General features: G+C 45.3%; 16 protein-coding genes and 2 pseudogenes. 5 read left to right on the forward strand and 13 right to left on the reverse strand.

The genetic code is table 11. The features are described 5' to 3' along the window. The 4 genes and pseudogenes from rpoZ to AC6I2O_RS13965 all read right to left on the reverse strand — a co-directional run. A partial coding sequence (gene rpoZ, locus AC6I2O_RS13950; protein ID WP_120393079.1) for a DNA-directed RNA polymerase subunit omega occupies positions 1-261 on the reverse strand: 261 nt, incomplete at its 3' end. Position 262: 1 nt separating this feature from the next. Then, positions 263-899 (reverse strand): annotated as a pseudogene (gene gmk, locus AC6I2O_RS13955) (guanylate kinase). Beyond that, positions 896-1,171, reverse strand: coding sequence for a DUF370 domain-containing protein (locus tag AC6I2O_RS13960; protein WP_120393077.1), 276 nt, complete (start codon positions 1,169-1,171; stop codon positions 896-898). The pseudogene gmk and the gene AC6I2O_RS13960 overlap by 4 nt, the downstream one beginning before the upstream one ends. 13 nt (positions 1,172-1,184) lie before the next feature. Further along, a complete protein-coding gene (locus AC6I2O_RS13965) occupies positions 1,185-2,063 on the reverse strand; it encodes a YicC/YloC family endoribonuclease (RefSeq protein WP_120393119.1) in 879 nt (292 codons plus the stop codon). Positions 2,064-2,356: 293 nt separating this feature from the next. Here AC6I2O_RS13965 and AC6I2O_RS13970 point away from each other — a divergent pair. Next, positions 2,357-4,100 (forward strand): annotated as a pseudogene (locus AC6I2O_RS13970) (Rqc2 family fibronectin-binding protein). 146 nt (positions 4,101-4,246) lie between these two features. Here AC6I2O_RS13970 and AC6I2O_RS13975 read toward each other — a convergent pair. Both AC6I2O_RS13975 and AC6I2O_RS13980 read right to left on the reverse strand, forming a co-directional pair. Further along, on the reverse strand, positions 4,247-5,482 hold the full coding sequence (locus tag AC6I2O_RS13975; protein ID WP_120393118.1) for a galactokinase: 1,236 nt from the start codon (positions 5,480-5,482) through the stop codon (positions 4,247-4,249). Between the two features lie 129 nt (positions 5,483-5,611). Further along, complete coding sequence (locus AC6I2O_RS13980) at positions 5,612-7,117, reverse strand: Sapep family Mn(2+)-dependent dipeptidase (RefSeq protein ID WP_497742993.1); 1,506 nt, start codon at positions 7,115-7,117, stop codon at positions 5,612-5,614. Between the two features lie 149 nt (positions 7,118-7,266). On the opposite strand from AC6I2O_RS13980, the gene AC6I2O_RS13985 reads away from it, so the two are divergent. Both AC6I2O_RS13985 and AC6I2O_RS13990 read left to right on the forward strand, forming a co-directional pair. Further along, positions 7,267-8,169, forward strand: coding sequence for a helix-turn-helix transcriptional regulator (locus AC6I2O_RS13985; protein ID WP_120393074.1), 903 nt, complete (start codon positions 7,267-7,269; stop codon positions 8,167-8,169). Between the two features lie 132 nt (positions 8,170-8,301). Continuing rightward, on the forward strand, positions 8,302-9,969 hold the full coding sequence (locus AC6I2O_RS13990) for a glycoside hydrolase family 13 protein (RefSeq protein WP_120393073.1): 1,668 nt from the start codon (positions 8,302-8,304) through the stop codon (positions 9,967-9,969). Between the two features lie 160 nt (positions 9,970-10,129). Here the strand turns inward: AC6I2O_RS13990 and nudC are convergent, their stop codons facing one another. The 7 genes from nudC to AC6I2O_RS14025 all read right to left on the reverse strand — a co-directional run bounded on the left by nudC (position 10,130) and on the right by AC6I2O_RS14025 (position 16,724). After that, positions 10,130-10,993 (reverse strand): NAD(+) diphosphatase, encoded by an 864-nt coding sequence (gene nudC / locus AC6I2O_RS13995; RefSeq protein WP_120393072.1) that lies wholly within the window; start codon positions 10,991-10,993, stop codon positions 10,130-10,132. Positions 10,994-11,005: 12 nt separating this feature from the next. Continuing rightward, complete coding sequence (locus AC6I2O_RS14000) at positions 11,006-11,707, reverse strand: hypothetical protein (RefSeq protein ID WP_120393071.1); 702 nt, start codon at positions 11,705-11,707, stop codon at positions 11,006-11,008. Positions 11,708-12,039: 332 nt separating this feature from the next. Next, positions 12,040-12,195: a hypothetical protein gene (locus AC6I2O_RS14005; RefSeq protein WP_497742994.1), complete on the reverse strand. Its 156-nt coding sequence runs from the start codon at positions 12,193-12,195 to the stop codon at positions 12,040-12,042. Positions 12,196-12,210: 15 nt separating this feature from the next. Beyond that, complete coding sequence (locus AC6I2O_RS14010) at positions 12,211-13,164, reverse strand: zinc-dependent alcohol dehydrogenase (protein ID WP_120393070.1); 954 nt, start codon at positions 13,162-13,164, stop codon at positions 12,211-12,213. A 10-nt stretch (positions 13,165-13,174) separates the two neighbouring features. After that, complete coding sequence (locus tag AC6I2O_RS14015) at positions 13,175-14,161, reverse strand: ABC transporter permease (RefSeq protein ID WP_497742996.1); 987 nt, start codon at positions 14,159-14,161, stop codon at positions 13,175-13,177. After that, positions 14,148-15,662, reverse strand: coding sequence for a sugar ABC transporter ATP-binding protein (locus AC6I2O_RS14020; protein WP_497742997.1), 1,515 nt, complete (start codon positions 15,660-15,662; stop codon positions 14,148-14,150). Before AC6I2O_RS14020 ends, AC6I2O_RS14015 begins: the two co-directional genes overlap by 14 nt. Before the next feature lie 87 nt (positions 15,663-15,749). Further along, positions 15,750-16,724, reverse strand: a complete 975-nt coding sequence (locus tag AC6I2O_RS14025; RefSeq protein ID WP_120393067.1) for a sugar ABC transporter substrate-binding protein — start codon at positions 16,722-16,724, stop codon at positions 15,750-15,752. A 153-nt stretch (positions 16,725-16,877) separates the two neighbouring features. On the opposite strand from AC6I2O_RS14025, the gene AC6I2O_RS14030 reads away from it, so the two are divergent. Both AC6I2O_RS14030 and AC6I2O_RS14035 read left to right on the forward strand, forming a co-directional pair. Then, positions 16,878-17,705 carry a DeoR/GlpR family DNA-binding transcription regulator gene (locus AC6I2O_RS14030; RefSeq protein WP_120393066.1) on the forward strand — a complete coding sequence of 276 codons (828 nt, stop codon included), beginning with the start codon at positions 16,878-16,880 and terminating at the stop codon, positions 17,703-17,705. A 3-nt stretch (positions 17,706-17,708) separates the two neighbouring features. Beyond that, positions 17,709-19,223, forward strand: coding sequence for an ATP-binding cassette domain-containing protein (locus tag AC6I2O_RS14035; protein ID WP_120393065.1), 1,515 nt, complete (start codon positions 17,709-17,711; stop codon positions 19,221-19,223). Positions 19,224-19,300 lie beyond the last annotated feature (77 nt).

Genomic DNA, 19,300 nt, shown 5'->3' on the forward strand with positions numbered 1-19,300 from the left:
TTCTTCGGCCTGTATTTCTTCTTTTTCTTCCTCCGGAACAATCTTGATCTTTCCTTCATTTAATTCTGAAACTGCTTTTGAGAGCGGCTTAGATACCACCAGCACATCGAGATCGTCCTTGGACTGGCGTGCAATGATCTGGCGCGCACGCTTTGCTGTTGCCAGAACAATCGAATAACGGCTGTTTACGACCGGCTCATTTCCTTCCTCTACCTCACTGTTTACTACTTTCATCAAATCAGAATAAGATGGATGCAACATATTATAATTCTCCTTTCGAAAATGTGATAAGTTCTTTGCGGACCTGCTCTACAAAATCCAGGTTCCGGCTTATTTTATTATGCTGGCTGTCAATCAGATAGTGTACCTCTTCCACACTCTGCTCCAGATTCATCATTAATAATCATATAATCGTACTGCACCGCTCCGGCCGCCTCCTCGACCGCCCTTGCAAGCCGCTCCCGGACAACATCCCGCGCTTCCGTACCGCGCCCGTTCAGACGCTCCACCAATGTCGCGGCATCCGGCGGCATGACAAACAGCAGAAGCGCCTCCGGATATTTTTCTTTGATTTTCAAAGCGCCCTGAAGCTCAATCTCCAGAATCACATCCCGGCCCTGATCCATCTGGTCCTCCACATAATCCCGCGGCGTCCCGTAATAATTGCCGCAGTAACATGCATACTCAACCAGCCGGTCTTCCCTAATCAGTTCTTCAAACTCTTCCTTTGTCTTGAAAAAGTACTCCCGTCCATCCTCCTCGCCTTCCCGCGGTGCGCGTGTCGTCGCGGATATAGACAGTGCATAATAGCCGTAACGCTCTGTGAGCTGTTTCATAAGCGTACCTTTTCCGACCCCGGAAAAACCGGAAACCACTACAAGGATTCCCCTTCTGTTCATTGCTCTTCTCCCTTCATATCCTGTTCCGCCATTATATTAGCGGCAAATCTTCTGGCTATCGTATCCGGCTGCATCGCAGAGAGAACGATCTGTTCCGTCTCCAGCACAAGCACTGACTTCGTGCGCCTACCCTGCGTCGCATCAATCACTTTCTGTGCTTCGCGTGCATTCTGCACCATCCGCTTGATCGGCGCAGCATCCGGATTGACTACAGCAACCACCTTCTGTGTATTTACATAATTGCCAAAACCAATGTTGACCAAATCTGCCATGTGGTCCTCCAAATTATTCCAGGTTCTGAATCTGTTCACGGACCTTTTCGATCTCCGTTTTCAGATCAATTGCAATATTGGACGTTTCCAGATCATTTGCTTTTGAGAGAATCGTATTTGCCTCGCGGTTCATTTCCTGCGCGATAAAATCCAGCTTGCGTCCAATGCTACCTCCTGCGCGCAGCTCCTGCTGCATGGTATGAATATGGCTGCGCAGACGCACCGTCTCTTCATCCGTACAGATCTTATCTGCAAAAAGTACGACCTCTGACGCCAGGCGGCTTTCATCAATCTGTGCATCTGTGAGAAGTTCTCTTACCTTATCTTCCAGCTTTTTGCGGTATTCTGCAATGATATCTGGATAGCGTTTTTCAACGAGAGTTACATTTTCTTCCATTCTCTCCAATTTGTCAAGGATATCCAGCTTCAAAGCTTCCCCTTCACGTTCCCGCGCTTCCACAAACTGACTGCACGCCCCCTTCAGGGCTTCGCCGAGCACTCCCCAGATTTCCGCTTCGTCAATGTCCTGCTCTTCCATCGTAAAGACTTCCGGACAACGCCCCAGCGTCGAAACCCGGATATCGTTCTCAAGATGAAAGGCTTCCGCCATCTGAGCGTAATATTTCAGGTATTGCGCCGCGATACTTTCATTGTATTTCAGCGAGGCATTTTCTTCTGTATAATCTTCATATGTAACAAATACGTCAACCTTTCCACGCTGGACGTATTTTTTCAGCTCCATGCGAATCGCTGACTCAAAAAAACTGAATTTCTTTGGAATTTTGATATTTACGTCAAAATAGCGGTGATTCACCGCTTTCATCTCAACTGTAAACTTCCTGCTGCCCTGGTGATGTTCGCATCTACCAAAGCCTGTCATGCTCTTAATCATTTTCCTTTCCTCTCCTGACCGGAATCTGTCTGTCTATAAAAAATCTTCCTGAAATCGGGCAGTGAAAATTTTCTCCCGACTGTCTCGCGCGTACGAGCTGCCGCAGCAACTCATTTTCGCATGTGCCCCTGCACATACGAAAGCCCGAAATAGTCTCCGGGCATAAGTGTCCATATTGAATTTATTATAAACGATCGGTGAAAAACCGTCAATGACAATTGTCTTTTCTTTTTTAATCTGATATGATGGGCAGGTTAAGAGAATTATTTCACAACAGAACAGGGGGCTTTTCTATGGCATTAGACGGAATTGTCATTTCAAATATTGTTTCAGAATTAAGCGAACAGTTAAAAGGGTCACGAATCAGCAAAATTGCACAGCCGGAACCGGATGAACTTCTGCTGACCTTCAAAGGACCGGCCGGCCAGCGCAGACTGCTTCTCTCGGCAAGCGCCAGCCTCCCGCTCATCTACCTGACAGAAGGAAATAAACCGTCCCCGATGACTGCACCGAATTTTTGTATGCTTCTGCGCAAGCACATCGGCAACGGAAAGCTGATGCGCATCTGGCAGCCAGGCCTTGAACGGATCATTCATTTCGAAATCGAGCATTTTAACGAGCTTGGAGACCTCTGCCACAAAGATCTGGTTGTGGAATTGATGGGCAAGCACAGCAACATCATTTTCTGCGACGATAAGGGCATGATTCTGGACAGCATCAAGCACGTTTCTGCACAGACCAGCTCCGTGCGCGAGGTACTTCCTGGACGTCCATATTTTATCGCAATGACGCAGGAAAAATGCGACCCGCTTGCTTCCTCTGAACAGGAATTTCGCAGTACTGTGTTTTCCAAACCAATGCCGCTGGCAAAAGCGATCTATACGACCTATACTGGCATCAGCCCGGTCATCGCAGAGGAAGTCTGCCACCGTGCCTGCCTGGAATCCGCACAGAGCGCAAATTCCATCGGAGAACTGGCCCAGCTCCACCTGTATCGCCAGTTTTCCTTGATGATGGAAGAAGTCCAGGCCGCCAATTTTGCGCCATCCATTATATACGATCAAAACCATATTCCGGTTGAATTTTCTTCCATACCGCTGACTCTTTACCGGGATCTGGAATGTGTTCCGTTCGCTTCCGCCTCTTCCATGCTGGAGCAGTATTACGCCATGAAAAATACGGTGACACGCATCCGCCAGAAATCTTCAGACCTGCGCCGCATTGCAACCACAGCACTGGATCGCTGCCGCAAAAAATATGAGCTCCAAAGCCGCCAGCTCAAAGATACGGAAAAGCGCGATAAGTATCGGATTTACGGTGAACTGCTGAACACTTATGGCTATGAAGCACAACCAGGGGACAAAAAGCTGGAAGCGCTGAACTATTACACAAACGAAATGATCACAATTCCGCTTGACGACACCATGACCGCCCAGGAAAATGCAAAAAAATATTTTGAAAAATACAACAAACTAAAACGTACCTGGGAAGCGCTCTCCGAACATATTCAGGAAACACAGGCTGAGATCACACAGCTCGAATCCATCTGTACCTTCATGGACATGGCCCTGTCTGAGGCAGATCTCGTACAGGTCAAAGAAGAGCTGACCGATGCCGGCTACATTCGCCGCAAATATACTGGAAAAAAAGTAAAAATCACATCCACGCCGTTTCACTATATTTCCTCAGACGGCTATGATATGTATGTTGGAAAAAACAATTATCAGAACGATGAACTGACCTTCAAGCTGGCCTCCGGAAACGACTGGTGGTTCCACGCCAAAGGAGCGCCCGGTTCTCATGTGATCGTAAAATCCCGCGGTGAAGAGCTGCCGGAATCGGACCTTTGAAGAAGCTGCACGGCTTGCCGCCCATTATTCCAAAAACCGCGGCGCGGAAAAAGTAGAGATTGACTATATCGAAAAAAAGCACGTCAAAAAACCAAATGGAGCAAAGCCCGGTTTTGTCGTATATTACACGAATTATTCCATGATGATTGCTTCAGATATCTCAGGAATCCGCCTGTTGTCCGACTAAGCGGCATTTCTTCTGCCACGCCTGTGCACAAAAAGTCCCGGCTGAACATCAAATATGACTTCAGCCGGGACTTATAATGATCTGACCTTATCTTTTTATCCAGAAATCCTTTCCAGCAGATTACTTTCCTCTGTCAGCATCGCAAATTATTCCACGTGTCCTGCTCCAAACAGACGGATATTCATTGGATATACATTTTCCTTACCCACAAAACCGGAGATATAATTCATATAATCCTGTGTCTCCTCTTTCGGCAACACACATGCGATGACGCCCGCAAAACCGCCGCCATGCACCCTGCATACTCCTCTTTTCGTCCTGTCAAGGAACAGCTTTGTCAGTGCCAGCGTCAGTGTGATCTTCTGTTCCTTATAATCCTGAAGGGTATAGCAGTTCTGCAGCCACTCCCAGGACGAATGCCCTGACGCTTCGATGGCGTTCAGCAATGCTGCTGCATCCTTAGCTTTCGCTGCCGCATATGCCTCGTCCACGCGTCTGTTTTCCTCATAGAAATGCAGCGCGCGCAGGATTGCGCGATCGTTGTCAATTTCTGACAGATTCTGAAGCAGCGTATCCAGATCCCGTTCATAAAGCAAACCTGCTCCCATTGCCACAGCCGCCTGCCGCATCTCCTGCGGGATACTGGAATACTCCTCACTCAGATCTGCGTGGCCTTTTCCCGTATTTACAATAACCAGATCATATCCGATCTGTGAAAAAGAAAAATCTACCTGCTCACAGAGTTCCTCATCATTTTTTGAAAAGTCAAGAAGAATTGTTCCTCCCGCTGCGCATGCCATCTGATCCATCAGACCTGACGCCTTATCCCAGTAATGATTCTCTGCATACTGACCAAGTCTTGCATAATCAATGCAGCGCATCTTTCCTTCATTGAAAAAGTAATTGACAATCGAGCAGATCAGCATCTCAAAAGAAGCGGAGGAACTCACGCCTGCCGCACTGATCACCTCTGTCGAAACATAGACATTAAAACCTGCCACCTGGAAGCCAGCTTTTTTTGCTGCTGTCAGCATACCGGCCACCAGAGAAAGTGTCCCTCTGTTCTTCGGCACATCCGCCAGTTTCTTCAGATCAATGACAACCTTTCCGGCATAGCCCTCGCTGACAATCGTCACAGTATCGTCGCCGCTTGGATATGCAGCTCCGATCGTATCCATGCTGATACTAGCCGCCAGAATCTTTCCCCCATTGTGATCTGTGTGATTGCCGACAATTTCCGTTCTTCCCGGAGCTGTAAAGAATTCCATTTTATCTGAATGGAACATTTTCTCAAAATTCTCCGCCAGTGACTCATAACGTTTCCGGCTTACCTCGCTTTCTCCGTAGATTTTTTCCAGTGCTGCTGTACTTGGTGTTTTCATCATGACCCTCTCCTTTTCCTCCGGATTCATCCACAGTATAAGATTCGCCGGAGTTTCATTTATAATTGCTGGAACCGATTTCCGGAACCTGTTATTCTATTTACGGTATATACTGCGCATTCCACTCAGCTATGCAAGCTCATTGCATATTTTAATAATCGCATCTGCAAATATTTTGGCACTCAGAACCAGCTGCTCAATCACCATAAATTCATCATCCCCATGCATATGATTATCGACCTCCGGTACCATACATCCAAATGCCACGCCCCGCTCCAGCGCATGTACATAGGTACCTCCGCCAGTGGAAAGGGGTTCGCCTTTGATTCCGGTATACCGCTCATAGCTTCCAAGCAGTGTTTTTACAAAATCCGAATCGCCTGGCACACAGTGAGGCTTTACCATTTGGTTGTCATCCATACAAATGCCGCGCGCTGCCAGTTTCTCTCTCACTGGAACCTTCGTATTTTCTTCTGTACACCCAACCGGCAGCCTGGCGTCAAAAACACCTGACAGCCCATGGGCCGTACAGCGCAGTATGCTGAAGCACAGTGTCACAGCACCCGACTCTTCATCCTCACGGTAAATCCCAAGTGTTTTTCCACAGGTATCCTCATATGGAAACAGTTCTGCAAGCGCCCTCACAGCCTGCAAGCCCTCAGACTCTGCAAGCGGGAGCGTTGCTGCCAGGCGAAGCATCGCTGTCAGCGCATTTTTCCCCTCCTGCGGAGTAGACGCATGTGCTGCCTGCCCCCGTGCCTCCACGAAAAAGAAAACTGCGGAATCACAGTCTTTTTTCGCTTCGTCCATGGTGTCCCGGACATACTCTGCATTCATATTCTCTTCTATTTGAGATGTCAGTATTTCCTCTGTAACTTCCCGAAGTGTAAAGGCTACTCCTGTTTCAGCCGTCACCTTATCTGCACATGCAGCAAGCGCTGTTTTCTCAAGGCCGCCAATCACCATGCCCGCACGCTGCGGCACAACATTTGCCTTGTCGCCGCTTGCAAGACTGACAATCCCGGGCAGCTTCAGTCCATCCGCAAACGATGCATGGAAGCTTGCCTCCAGACGTCCCTTTTCAATATTAATCACCGGGAAATCAGCATCTGGGGTAAACGTATAGGGCGCCTCTTTTTCAATGCTGTAATAATATGCCAGATCACCGGAGCCACACTCCTCGTCAGAGCCAAGCACAATGCGTACACTTTTTTTCATCGGAATCCCAAGTTCCTTGATTGCCCGAATCGCATAAAGCAGAGCAACCGCAGGTCCTTTGTCATCCGCAGTTCCACGGCCATAGATCCTGCCGTCGACAATCTTCGGTTCAAATGGCTGTGTCACAGTCCAGTCTTTTGACGCCGGAACAACATCCAGGTGCGCCAGCACATCCAGGCCCTTTTCTCCCTCAAAAAGGTCTCCTGTCACCACGTAATTATTATAATTTTTCACATATAAACCGTATGTTTGCAGCAGCTTTTCTGCCTCCTGAAGCACCCTCGCCGGCCCTTCTCCAAATGGTTTTCCTTCCGACGACTCTCCCTTCTGACTGTCAATCCGCACCAGAGTCATCAAATCGTTCAGAAGCTCATCTTTCTTGCTGTCAATGTAAGCATCAATTTTTTCTTTGTACATATGGAATCCTTCCTGTCTGATCAAGACCATATCTTGAAATGTACTTCGTTATAATTATAATACAAATAGATAGTGAACTCAAGTTAGATATGTTATCATAAACTTACGAATTTTTTGGATTTGTACAATCCCCAAAGGAGGAAATCGCTTTGTATTCACAAAATCCTCTCTCCTTAAAAGAGAAACACACGCATGGGAGCCAGACGTTTCGCTGTGCCTGTTATCATGCTGATTCGTTTACACGCAGTTTTTTTACTTCCCTGCACTGGCATGAGGAACTCGAAATCATTCATTTTAAAGAAGGCCATTTCACACTTGAAATCAATACAGAGCATTATGAAATTCACTCAGAATGTTTCTTTTTTGTCCATTCCGGGGAGCTCCATCAGATTCACGGAACCGAATGCTGTCTGGAATCTGCCGTTGTATTCTCCCCCTATATGCTCAACTTCCTCTCGAACGATGATGCACAAAGCCGTCTGCTTTTGCCGCTCGCACATGGAAACCTTCTGTTCCCGCGTACGATTTCGCCTTCCATGGCCTGCTATCCTGCGATATCTTCTGAATACGAAAAACTGATTGCCCGCCTTGACGCCTCCAAGACGCTTCCAGATCCTTCGGTACCGCAAATTTTTGCCAAAGCGTCTCTTTTGAATATTCTCGGATATCTCGCAGAAAACAATCTGCTCTGTCAGACCAAGAATCCGAAAAATGAAAACGTCGAAAACATCAAGACCGTGCTTTCTTATATTCATGCACACTATACGGAAAAAATATGTATTCATGATCTGGCTGCCATCTTAAACCTGAACGAACAGTATTTTTGCCGCTTTTTCAAAAAAATGACCGGTTCCTCTCCGATTGCATACATAAACGAATACCGGATTCGCCGCGCGCTGGACCTGCTTGCAGATACCTCCATGCAGGTCACTGAAATCTGCCTGGAATGCGGTTTCTTTAATTTGGGAAATTTTCTTCGGGAATTTCGCCGCCAAACCGGAACCACACCACTGCAATACCGCCTAAAAAAGTCAAAATATCGTAGTTTTTAATCACATAATTGTAAGACATTCGTTCCGAATGACACTATACTTTATTTATCATAAAGTATAAAACAAAGCTATCACTGTGGAACAGTCTTATGCAATTACCTGCATAAATTTATCAGAAAAGAGGGACCTACGATGCAAAAAAAATGGTGGCATGATAAAGTTGCGTATCAGATTTACCCGAAAAGTTTTTATGATACGAATGGAGACGGAATCGGAGATATCCGTGGAATTATACAGAAACTGGACTATCTCGCTGAACTCGGTATTGATATTTTATGGCTCTCCCCGATCTATCTTTCCCCACTGGCTGACCAGGGTTACGATATCGCAGACTATTATCAGATCGATCCGAAATTCGGGACAATGGAAGATATGGATGAGCTGATTGAGCAAGCGCAAAAACGCGGCATTAAAATTTTAATGGATCTGGTTGTGAACCATTGCTCTGACGAACATGAATGGTTCCGGAAAGCAATGGCGGACCCGAACGGAAAATATGGAAAATATTTTTATCTGGAAGACGCCTCCAAAGGACTTCCCTGCAACTGGCGGTCTTATTTCGGAGGCCCCTGCTGGGAACCCCTTCCCGGGACGGACAAGTTGTACCTGCATGTTTTCCATAAAAAACAGCCGGATCTGAACTGGGAAAATCCGGAGGTACGCGAAGAAGTCTATAAAAATATTAACTGGTGGCTCGATAAAGGTCTGGGCGGCTTTCGGATTGACGCAATCATCAATATTAAAAAAACACTGCCCTTCCATGATTATCCAATTGACCGGCCCGACGGCCTGTCCGCCATTCACAATATGCTAAAAGAAGCGCAGGGCGTCGGAACCTTCCTGCACGAAATGAAAAACCGGACCTTCGCACAGTACGATGCATTCACCGTAGGCGAGGTATTCAACGCGAAACCGGAAGAACTGGAAGAATTCATAGGAGAAAACGGTCATTTCTCCACCATGTTTGATTTTTCCACTACCTGCTTTGGCGGAAGCGATAAAGGCTGGTATGACCGGAAACCTATCACACCGGAAGACTATAAAAACTGCTGCTTTGATGCGCAGGAAGCAATTCAGGATATTGGTTTTTATGCAAACATCATTGAAAACCATGATGAACCGCGCGGTGTCAGTTATTATCTGGCCAATGAAGAGATCAATGATACAAGCAAAAAAATGCTTGGCGCCATCACCCTTATGATGCGCGGTATTCCTTTCATCTATCAGGGACAGGAACTCGGCATGGAAAATACACGTTTCAGCTCTATTGACGAGGTAGACGACATCAGCTCACTCGACGAATATCAAAATGCACTCAATGCCGGACTTTCTGAAGCAGAAGCACTAAAAGCAGTATCTATGTACAGCCGTGACAACGCCCGTACTCCCATGCAGTGGAGTGATGCCCCCTGTGCAGGCTTTACCACAGGCACGCCATGGCTACAGGTAAACCCCAATTATGTTTCCATCAATGCTGCTTCCCAGCTCCATGACAGAGACTCTGTTTTTTTCTGGTACAAACAGCTGATTGCTCTGCGTAAAAATCCTGACTACAAAGAGACTATCGTATACGGAAGAATGCTTCCGTATCTGAGGGAACAGAAAAATCTGATGGCATTTTTCCGAAAAAGTGAACAGCAGACGCTGCTCATACTGGCAAACTATCAGAAAGAACCGCAGGATGTATGCTTACCTGCTGATCAATTTCGCATCCTTGCGAACAATTACCCACAGCTGAATCTAAATGGCAATGTGGCTCAGCTTCAGGGATATCAGGCTGTTGTGCTTGAACTTTTATAAATAAGACGAAACCGCCAAACCAAATTTTATAAATGTTTTTATATTTATATTATTTATATAAAGAAACGAAACGAATCGCCACAGACAAAATCAATATCTGCGGCGATTCGTTTATAATTTTTTATTCCTGTTCCATTTCCTTTAAGATTTTTCTTGATTCTTAACGAAATATCATTTTCTCTCTAAATACACGCATCATTTCCCTTGTAAGACTAACGCCGTCATCCTCCGGCACCTCCTGCGCTACATGCCATTCTGCTACAGAAAGCTCTGTCTCATCAAGACGAATGGTATCGTCTCCGTCCACCTCACAGAAAAATCCCATCAGCAGTGTATCTGAAAATGACCATGGCTGGCTTTTATAGTAGCGGATATTTTTTACGCGAAGTCCAACCTCTTCCATCACCTCACGGCGCACGGTGTCTTCGATAGACTCACCAATTTCAGTAAATCCGGCAATCAGAGCATATTTCGTGTATGCCCTGCCTGCATATTTGGTTAGAAGAATCTTATCTTTATGTATCACGCCAACAATGACAGCCGGACATATCTTAGGATATTCTACCTGTCCACAATTCGGACAGTACAGCATACGCTCTTTCGTACTATGCTCTAGTGCACTCCCACAGCAAGGACAATATCTCCTGCTTTTGTACCAGCTGGAAAGCTGCATTCCTGTCACGCCTGCAAATGCCATTTCCCGCGGCAACGCGGTACGCATGCGCTCCGGCTTTTCCCAAGAAAATCCCTGAAACACATCATCCGCTCTTTCCGAAAGGAATTCACCCGGCTGTCCGCGGAACAGAAAGTAAGTCACCTCATCAATCGAAAACAAGTACGTTTCTTTTCCTGCAAGCTCGGGAAAACAGCTGATAACCTGGGCATAAGTCAGAAAGGAAATCCGATCCTCCTTACAATTCACGAAAATCTCCCGCCCTCTGCAGCAGATCACCCGACTTTCTCCATCCGCTGCCGTCTCACAATATTCATTATGAAATCTATGCGTCCCTAAATCCTGAATCATACGGCATTCCTCTTACGCATTCCAGACAAAGCTTTCCGCAATTCCCTGACCGGCTTCCTGCGGTGTTTTCTCTCCCTGTGCCCTCAGCTGCTCTGCCTCAGTCCGGTACTCTTTCACTTCTACACAGAAGCAGCGATAATCACCAACTGCATAACAGTATATATTCCGGTAATCCTGTGCAGTATCATCAACCAGAAGAATATAGAGATAGTCCTTTGCATTCGTATAAACAGCGCTCGCACTGATTTGTGCATTGACATTGCTGTACAACAGATTATTCGTCAGCATATCGCGAAGCTGTTCATACTCAAGTACAGAATAGTTTGTATCAAGATAACTGCAGGCTATCGTCGAAGTCCCTTCCGTCCCTACATATCCATCCAGCTTATATACGGTTTTCTCCTCTGTGCTGGCAAAATCATCCACAGACCATCCCTCAGCAGACTTATAGCTTCCTGTTTTTTTCACAGCCTCTGTCTCTGGTGTATCCACTTCCAACGATGGCTCTTCATAAGATTCACCATCCATCATTTCCAAATCTTCTAATTCCCCTGGAACACCCTCTATCCAGTTTCCCGCTTCGTCAAAATAGCCGAAGCTCTCTGCTGCCGATACATGTACTCCTGAAAATCCCCCCACACGGAACACAAATCCTGCCAGCATAATCACGCCAATTAACCGTAACTTCTGTCTGTTCTTTTCCAACACTTTCATAAACACGATCTCCTGAATCCCTTTTCTGAACCATTTTCTGAAGTAATATCATAAATGATTTTTCTGAAATAATCTTCCGAATCAAACGATCACAATCCTTCAAATTATTTCCTTCTCTTTCCTAAGTATAATAGCAAACTTGCATTTTGTCACGAAAGGATTTCTTAATTTTGCCGCAAAAATTCCATATTATATATTTTATTTTATCAATAAAAGTTTCAGGGACAGGTGTGACTCGCATGAGTCATTCCTGTCCCTGTTTGGAACGATCTTCCCCACAATCATTGAAAGCCAGACAAAATACCTGCTCCTGGTATCCATTTGTCGTTTTTTCATAGGTGTATAATGTGCAAGCCCTTTTTCTGCCTCCGCATACCGTCCGAACGTCCGTCGGTCAGCCTTCCTTCGCGCGCGTTGGCAAGCTGAGAAATATCTCCCACATATTCACGCAGCTGCACAGCACTCATGTTTTCATAGTATTCTCTCATTTTTAGTTTCTCTTATCACGGAATCAGGCCAATACGCAGCACGGTCTCATCCTTGTCCCGTATCATGTCAAATCCCTTCTGTACATTCTCCAGCTTGATTTTGTGCGTGACAAAATCATGCAGGTCAATCTGTCCGGAAAGCGTAAAATCCAACATTTTTCTGTACGGAATCTCATTATAATCGTACTCATGTCCGGCAGTATAGATCACTCCTTCTTTGTCATGCAGCTGAAAGAAATCAAAAGCAAACGGTTTACAGTTGACTCCGAACATCCCGATTCTTCCCTGCTTTCGCATCCACTGAACACAGGAATTCATGGTAGACGGGATACCTGCAAAATCCACCACTGCATCAAACCCTTTTCCCCCGGACAGCCTGCTCAACTGTTCCTCATAGTCTGCCTGCGCAGGATCAAGCACCACGTCAGCGCCGTATTTTTTTGCAAGTATCCGCTTATATTCATTGATATCCACTGCAATGACCTGAGCAGCTCCTGCAATCTTTGCAAAAATAGTCCCCAGAAGCCCTGCACAGCCCTGGCCGATCAGGAGCACCTTATCTCCCATCTGCACAGTCTGTCTGATCAGTGCATAAGCACAGGCAGAGACTTCAAACATAGAAGCTGCCTCATAGCTGACCGTGTCCGGTATCTTAACCATTTCATTTTCCGGAATGGCTGCATATTCAGCCATCACGCCATACATTCCTTTGTAGGCCACCCGATCACCGACTTGAAAACGTCCCTTCAACAGTTCACCAACCTCTACAATCTGTCCGGCAGCCTCGTGTCCCAGAATAAACGGCGGTTTCTTGCCACAGTCATAGATTCCCTGCAGCATATGTGTATCTGTCTGGCTGCAGATATTAGCAATCTCCATTCGGACCAGCGCTTCATTCGCTTTTATCTGCGGAACCGGAACATCTTTTACAGCTAACTGATTATATTTCTCAACAAAAACTGCTCTCATAGTTTCTACCTTATACCTTTCTTCCTCTCATCTTTTCAACCTTCATGGTATCAAAGAAAACAGCGATCAGAATAACAATACCTTTTGCAATAGTTTGCCAATATGCATGCACATGCAGCATATTCAGGCCGTTATTCAAAAAAGCAATAACCAGTGACCCCAGCATAACTCCGCCGGCCGTACCAACGCCTCCATTAAAGCTGACGCCGCCCAGAACAGCTGCTGCGATCGCGTCACACTCATATCCGGTACCGGCTGTCGGCTGACAAGAATAGGTTCTCGAGCAAAGCACAATACCTGCCAGAGAAGCCAAGGTTCCCGTAAGCACGTATACGATCACAGTTACTTTTTTAACCTTGATACCGGAATAAACAGCCGCTGATTTATTGCCGCCGATCGCGTACATTCTTCTTCCGAATTTGGATTTGCTGAGAATAATAGCAGCAATAACAAGAACGATTAGAACAATAACAACCGGCACTGGAATCCCAAGAAAGCTGCCAGCACCGATCTTTGTAAAAGTGTCGTCGTAGCACATAATAGTTCGGCCATCGGTCAGCAGGTAAGCTGCTCCTCGGAAACACTGCTGCGTAGCCAGCGTAATGATAAACGGCGGGATATCGGTAAAAGCTGCCATAACACCATTGAGAAGCCCGCAAAAAGCTCCAAATACCAGAGTCACTGCAAGCGCTAAATAAATCGGAACCCCGTTGTTGATCATAATGACACATAACGCGCCGCTTAAAGCCAGTGAACTGCTGATAGAAAGATCAATACATCCTATGATTAATACCATTGCCATTGACATCGACAAAATCGCATTGGTGCTCGCCTGTCGTAAAACAGATAACACATTTGCACTGGAAAAGAACGAACTGCTGATCAGAGACAGCACAATACCCATCACGATCAGCGCGGATAGAATCATTGCATTCCGGCTGATGAAACGTCCGACTGGATTGTTCCGTGCAAAATTTCCCGTGTCACTTTTTTTCATTTCGATAACCTCCTGTGGCATAATGCATAATAGTTTCCTGTGTTGGTGTTTCCTCTGCTAGGTCAAATATCTTTACCAGCTTTCGTTCACACATAACTGCAATTTTTGAACTCAGATTCATAATTTCTGGCAGTTCCGATGAAATCATAATGATCGGCACACCCATTTCGGCAATCTTAACCATCAGATGATAGATCTCTGATTTCGCGCCTACATCTATTCCTCGGGTCGGCTCATCTAAAATAAGTACACTCGGTTCTGTTGCCAGCCATTTGGAGATAACCACTTTTTGCTGATTTCCTCCGCTCAGCTCAATTACATTCTGCTCCAAATTGGCCATTTTTATATGCAGCTGATTGATATATGAATCAAGCATCTTCTTTTCTTTTTCTTTATTACAGATCAGCTTTGAGATCAATCGATCGATCACAGTGATTGTCATATTAAAATTGATTGTATTCGTTAAAAACAGACCTTTGTCTTTGCGATCCTCCGGTACCATTGCAATGCCAGCTTTGATTGCCTCCTCTGGAGATAAGGCAGAAATCTTTTCCCCATTCAGCAAAATCTCGCCGGAATGAATCGGATCAATACCGAACAATGCCTCTGCCAGCTCAGTTCTGCCGCTTCCTACCAGTCCGGACAGTCCCAGAATCTCTCCCTTTCGAATCGAGAATGAAATATCCTTGACCCGGTCTGTTGTTAAATTCTTTACCTCCAGAATGACATCCCCCGGCTGTGCCCTGAATTCAGGATAATAGTCGGTGATCTCATGTCCTACCATACTGCGGATGATTTGATCGTAATTCGTGTCTGCAATGGACTCCGTCATAATATGGCATCCGTCACGCATGACTGTGATACGATCCGCAATTTCAAAAATTTCGTCCATTTTATGAGAGATATAAATCATCGCAATACCATCTTTTTTAAGCTGTCTAATCTGTTCAAACAACTTAGTGACCTCACTGTCAGTCAATGAAGAGGTTGGCTCGTCCATTACGATGATTCTTGCATTTGTAGAAAGTGCACGTGCAATCTCGACCATCTGCTGCTGAGAAATACTCAGCTCCTTTACCATTGTCTGCGGAGTAACCCCCCTGATTTCCAGTCTGTCAATCAGCTTTTGTGTTTCTTCATATGTTTTTCTGAAATTGACCAGTCCATATCCAGCGGAATGTTCTCTGCCCAGGAAAATATTCTCTGCAATAGACATATCCTGAACCAAAACGATCTCCTGATGGATAATAGCAATACCCAACTCCTTTGCAACCTCTACAGATGAAATATCCTGAAGCTTTCCGTCAACGTATATCTCCCCTGTATCCTTTGTGTAAATTCCGCCGAGAATCTTCATCAGTGTCGATTTGCCGGCACCATTTTCTCCAGCCAGAGCCCGAACCTCTCCTGGATAAAGAGATAAGTCAACATTATTCAGAACCTGGACACCAGAGAAACTTTTACTGATCTGCTTCATTTCCAAAATCTTGTGTTCGTTCATGTCGTGTTCTCCTCGTTTGAAGCACTGGGGCGGCAAAGCAACTCTTTGCCGCCCCAGTATGAGCATACCCTCAAAGCACAGCCAAAATTAGTTCCAGTAATTTTTCAGTTCTTCGTAGTTTTCTTCTGTAACAACGGTGAAATTCAGTTCCGGCTTATCCGGAGTTGTACCGGTTTCAAGAATAGTAAGCGCATACTCAGAGGCGATATCAGCCATCTCACGCATTGGATAGATTGCAGTGGCATCCAGAGAACCATTTGCCATAGCTTTTAGCTCACCCTCGTACCCGTCAATACTAACAACAAAGGTATCCCCGCTCTTTCCTGCTGATTCCATAGCGGCTGCCACACCTACACCAATGTTTGTGTTCACACAAAAGACGCCCTTCAGTTCCGGATATTTCTGGAGGCAGTCCTCAGCAAATTTAAGGCCAGACTCAACAGCAACATCAAGACCATCAAACTCTTCTACTATATGAATTTCCGGATACTGGCTCAACGCATCTCGAAAACCGTCCGAACGGTTTGCACAAACGAAGGATGAATTAAACGTATACATAGCAACATCGCCTGCTCCACCCAGATCTTCAGCCATAATTTCGCCAAGAGTATATCCCGCTGAATAATTATCTGCGGTGATATCACCCGCAATCTGATCAAGCAGTGAATCATCCAGGAACTGGCTTATATTCAGATACGGAATCCCAGCCGCATTGCACGCCTCAACAGCCGGCCGAATACCAATAGAGTCAACAGCTGCACAAATAATCATTTCAGCCCCCTGATTGATAATGTCTTCAATATCACCGATCTGAACTGCCTGATCCTCTTTCCCATCCAATTCTACTACCGAATATCCTGCTTCTGTCAGTCTCTCTGCGATCGTATCACAAAGCAGACGCAGTCCAATGTTCGAGTAATCTGATACGGATACGCCAACTAGTTTCTCCCCTTCTGCAGCCTGTACGCAAAAAGCCGTCCCCATTGCCAGTCCCAATGTCACGATGGTTGTCATTGCTCTTTTCATTGTTTTTTTCATTGTTTTTTTCATTGTTTTTTTCATTGTTTTGTTTCTCCTTTTCTTATTTTTATTGTTTTATATCACATAATACCTGTACTTTGTTTTGTTTTCATTTCGAATACTTGTGTTTTTTTTCCTCTTTTGCTATACTATACTTACTGTAATTAATAATAAAATTTCCATTTAGGAGAAGATATGTTTGTAACTGAACGGCAAAATGAAATTCGCAAACAGCTATTGGAACATAAAAGGATCACAGTTTCTTCGCTCTCCAAACTGCTTCATGTAACAGAAGTTACAATTCGCAAGGATCTTGAACAGCTTGAACAGGAAGGCTTTCTGGTACGGCAGTTCGGCGGTGCAGTTCTGAAGGAATCCCCCGCTGCTTTACCCAAACAAACAGCACTGCAGCTTAGCTGTCCGGTCCCGCGTTCTCAAGAAAAGCTGAAAATCTCTGCACTTTGTACACAATATATCCAAAATGAAGACATCATCTTCCTCGGCGGAGATGACTTTGGCTGTTTTATTGCTGACGAGTTGAAAAAGAGCCGGCAACTTTCCCATGTAATTGTGATTACGAACTGCCTTTATATCACCGTGTGCCTGTCTTCCGTACCATTCGTTACGCTGTTCTCGCTCGGCGGACAGCTCTACAATGTCAACGGAATCCACGCCTACTATGGAACAGCTTCCGATCATTTCCTGGATACGCTGTACATTAATAAGGCATTTGTGGGCGTTGATGCGGTATCGTTCGAACAGGGCCTGATGATCTCCATCAACGAAATCACAAATCTGTATACGCATCTTAAAAAGCAAAGTGATGAAGTAATCTTTTTATTTGAATCTTCCAGATTCAACAAGCGTTCCTTGTATCATCTGGCAGATCTTTGTGAAGCACAGACCATCATAACTACGTCAAACATTCCCAATGGCTTTAAAAAGCATTGCTTTGATTCCGGGATTAAATTGTTTACCGCTTTCGAAAATGACCTTGATCAGCCGATCATTCAGGAGGAATAACATATGGATTTAAAAACCCACAGCAGCATTTTTTTCCGGAATATGTCCTTTTCTTTTACTGACCAAACGATTTTCACTGATTTCAATCTGGAGATACTTCCCGGTGAAGTACACTATCTGCTCGGACAGAACGCTGCCGGCAAAAGTACCCTGGTCCGAATTTTGTCCGGTCTGCTTCCTTTTCAGAACGGGACAATTACCATTGGGGATACTGTCTATCATCCGGGTGCTCTCATTCCCGCAAAAAAACACAGAATTCATACGATTCGTCAAAATGTCGGCTTGTTTGATAATATGACAGTATTCGACAATATCTATGTATATTGCATGGACGCCCGTTCCCAGAAGTCTATCCGTTCCCTTGCCATGAAATTTCTGGATGAATTTCAGGTAAGTTTCGAGCTTGATACTTTTGTCAGTGCTCTCTCTCTTGCCGAAAAACAACTAGTCGAAATGATGATTGCTTACATCATCATGCCAGATATTCTGATCTGGGATGACGGCGGATTTGACATTCATGGAATACATATGCACCAGTTCAATCTGTTCCTGAACAAGCTGAAACAGGAAAAAATCACTTTACTCTATTTTTCACATCAAATTTCAGAAATCGTTTCACTGGCAGATCGTATTACCATTATCTGTGGAAAAGACCGTTATCTGACGCTTGATCAATCCGACTTAAATACGAAAGATATTGCCAGCTACATGTACGGAACCAATATTCGAAAACTCGCCTATCCCAGGTTTCCCGGACATTCCGTTCCGTGCGAGGACCTTTTGACAGTCACTGATCTTACCACCAGAAATCACACTTTATCTGGGATCAGCTTCACGCTGCATGCCGGTGAAATCCTAGGTATCGCAGGAGCAGCCGGTTCAGGCAGAACCCAACTCACGCAGGCTCTTATTGGTGTCAATCCGCTGAAAAGAGGAACGATCTACTCTCATTCCAGTGGCAGTCTGATCTTTAATCCTGCACAGGCAGCGAATGAACACATCGGTTACATTTCCGACGAGCCTCAGAAAAACATTTTCCCGGCAATGGTTCCGACTTCCAATATTACAATTTCCGATCTGAATGCTGTTTCAGATTTATCCTTTGTCAATGGTCAAAAGGAGCTGAAAATCGGTAATCACTATTTAGCTCTTTTGAACATCTCTGAAGCCGATAAACCACTTCATAAATTCAGCTTCGGCGAACAACAGAAGATTATTCTGGCAAGGCTCCTGTTCAGCAACACAAGAATCATCGTTGCTGATGAACCAACCAAAATCCTCGATTCCTACTCAAAGGTCGACATTTATAATCTATTCAATTCCTACGTGTCCAAAAGAAACGCGCTCCTGCTGTGTTCCTCTGATTTCTCAGAGCTGGCAGGTATGTGTGACCGGGTACTGATCCTGCAAGACGGCAAAATTAGCGCAGAACTGTGTAAGCCACAACTTTCAGAATATGCGATTGCCATGTCCGTTTATCAAGAAAAATTGAAATTCAGCGAAACTTCAACCATTTGACTTCTCAGACCGGTTTGATCGAATCTGCGCGATTGAACCGGTCTGACTGTTTACCAGTTCTGTTTTTTAACCCATCT

This window comes from Blautia sp. St.27G3 (assembly GCF_059728505.1).

Excerpts from the sequence above, each read along its gene's own strand:
- AC6I2O_RS13960 (WP_120393077.1), bottom strand. The coding sequence starts at position 1,171 with ATGGCAGATTTGGTCAACATTGGTTTTGGCAATTATGTAAATACACAG.
- AC6I2O_RS13965 (WP_120393119.1), bottom strand. The coding sequence starts at position 2,063 with ATGATTAAGAGCATGACAGGCTTTGGTAGATGCGAACATCACCAGGGC.
- AC6I2O_RS13975 (WP_120393118.1), bottom strand. The coding sequence starts at position 5,482 with ATGAAAACACCAAGTACAGCAGCACTGGAAAAAATCTACGGAGAAAGC.
- AC6I2O_RS13980 (WP_497742993.1), bottom strand. The coding sequence starts at position 7,117 with ATGTACAAAGAAAAAATTGATGCTTACATTGACAGCAAGAAAGATGAG.
- AC6I2O_RS13990 (WP_120393073.1), top strand. The coding sequence starts at position 8,302 with ATGCAAAAAAAATGGTGGCATGATAAAGTTGCGTATCAGATTTACCCG.
- nudC (WP_120393072.1), bottom strand. The coding sequence starts at position 10,993 with ATGATTCAGGATTTAGGGACGCATAGATTTCATAATGAATATTGTGAG.
- AC6I2O_RS14000 (WP_120393071.1), bottom strand. The coding sequence starts at position 11,707 with ATGAAAGTGTTGGAAAAGAACAGACAGAAGTTACGGTTAATTGGCGTG.
- AC6I2O_RS14005 (WP_497742994.1), bottom strand. The coding sequence starts at position 12,195 with ATGAGAGAATACTATGAAAACATGAGTGCTGTGCAGCTGCGTGAATAT.
- AC6I2O_RS14010 (WP_120393070.1), bottom strand. The coding sequence starts at position 13,164 with ATGAGAGCAGTTTTTGTTGAGAAATATAATCAGTTAGCTGTAAAAGAT.
- AC6I2O_RS14015 (WP_497742996.1), bottom strand. The coding sequence starts at position 14,161 with ATGAAAAAAAGTGACACGGGAAATTTTGCACGGAACAATCCAGTCGGA.
- AC6I2O_RS14020 (WP_497742997.1), bottom strand. The coding sequence starts at position 15,662 with ATGAACGAACACAAGATTTTGGAAATGAAGCAGATCAGTAAAAGTTTC.
- AC6I2O_RS14025 (WP_120393067.1), bottom strand. The coding sequence starts at position 16,724 with ATGAAAAAAACAATGAAAAAAACAATGAAAAAAACAATGAAAAGAGCA.
- AC6I2O_RS14030 (WP_120393066.1), top strand. The coding sequence starts at position 16,878 with ATGTTTGTAACTGAACGGCAAAATGAAATTCGCAAACAGCTATTGGAA.
- AC6I2O_RS14035 (WP_120393065.1), top strand. The coding sequence starts at position 17,709 with ATGGATTTAAAAACCCACAGCAGCATTTTTTTCCGGAATATGTCCTTT.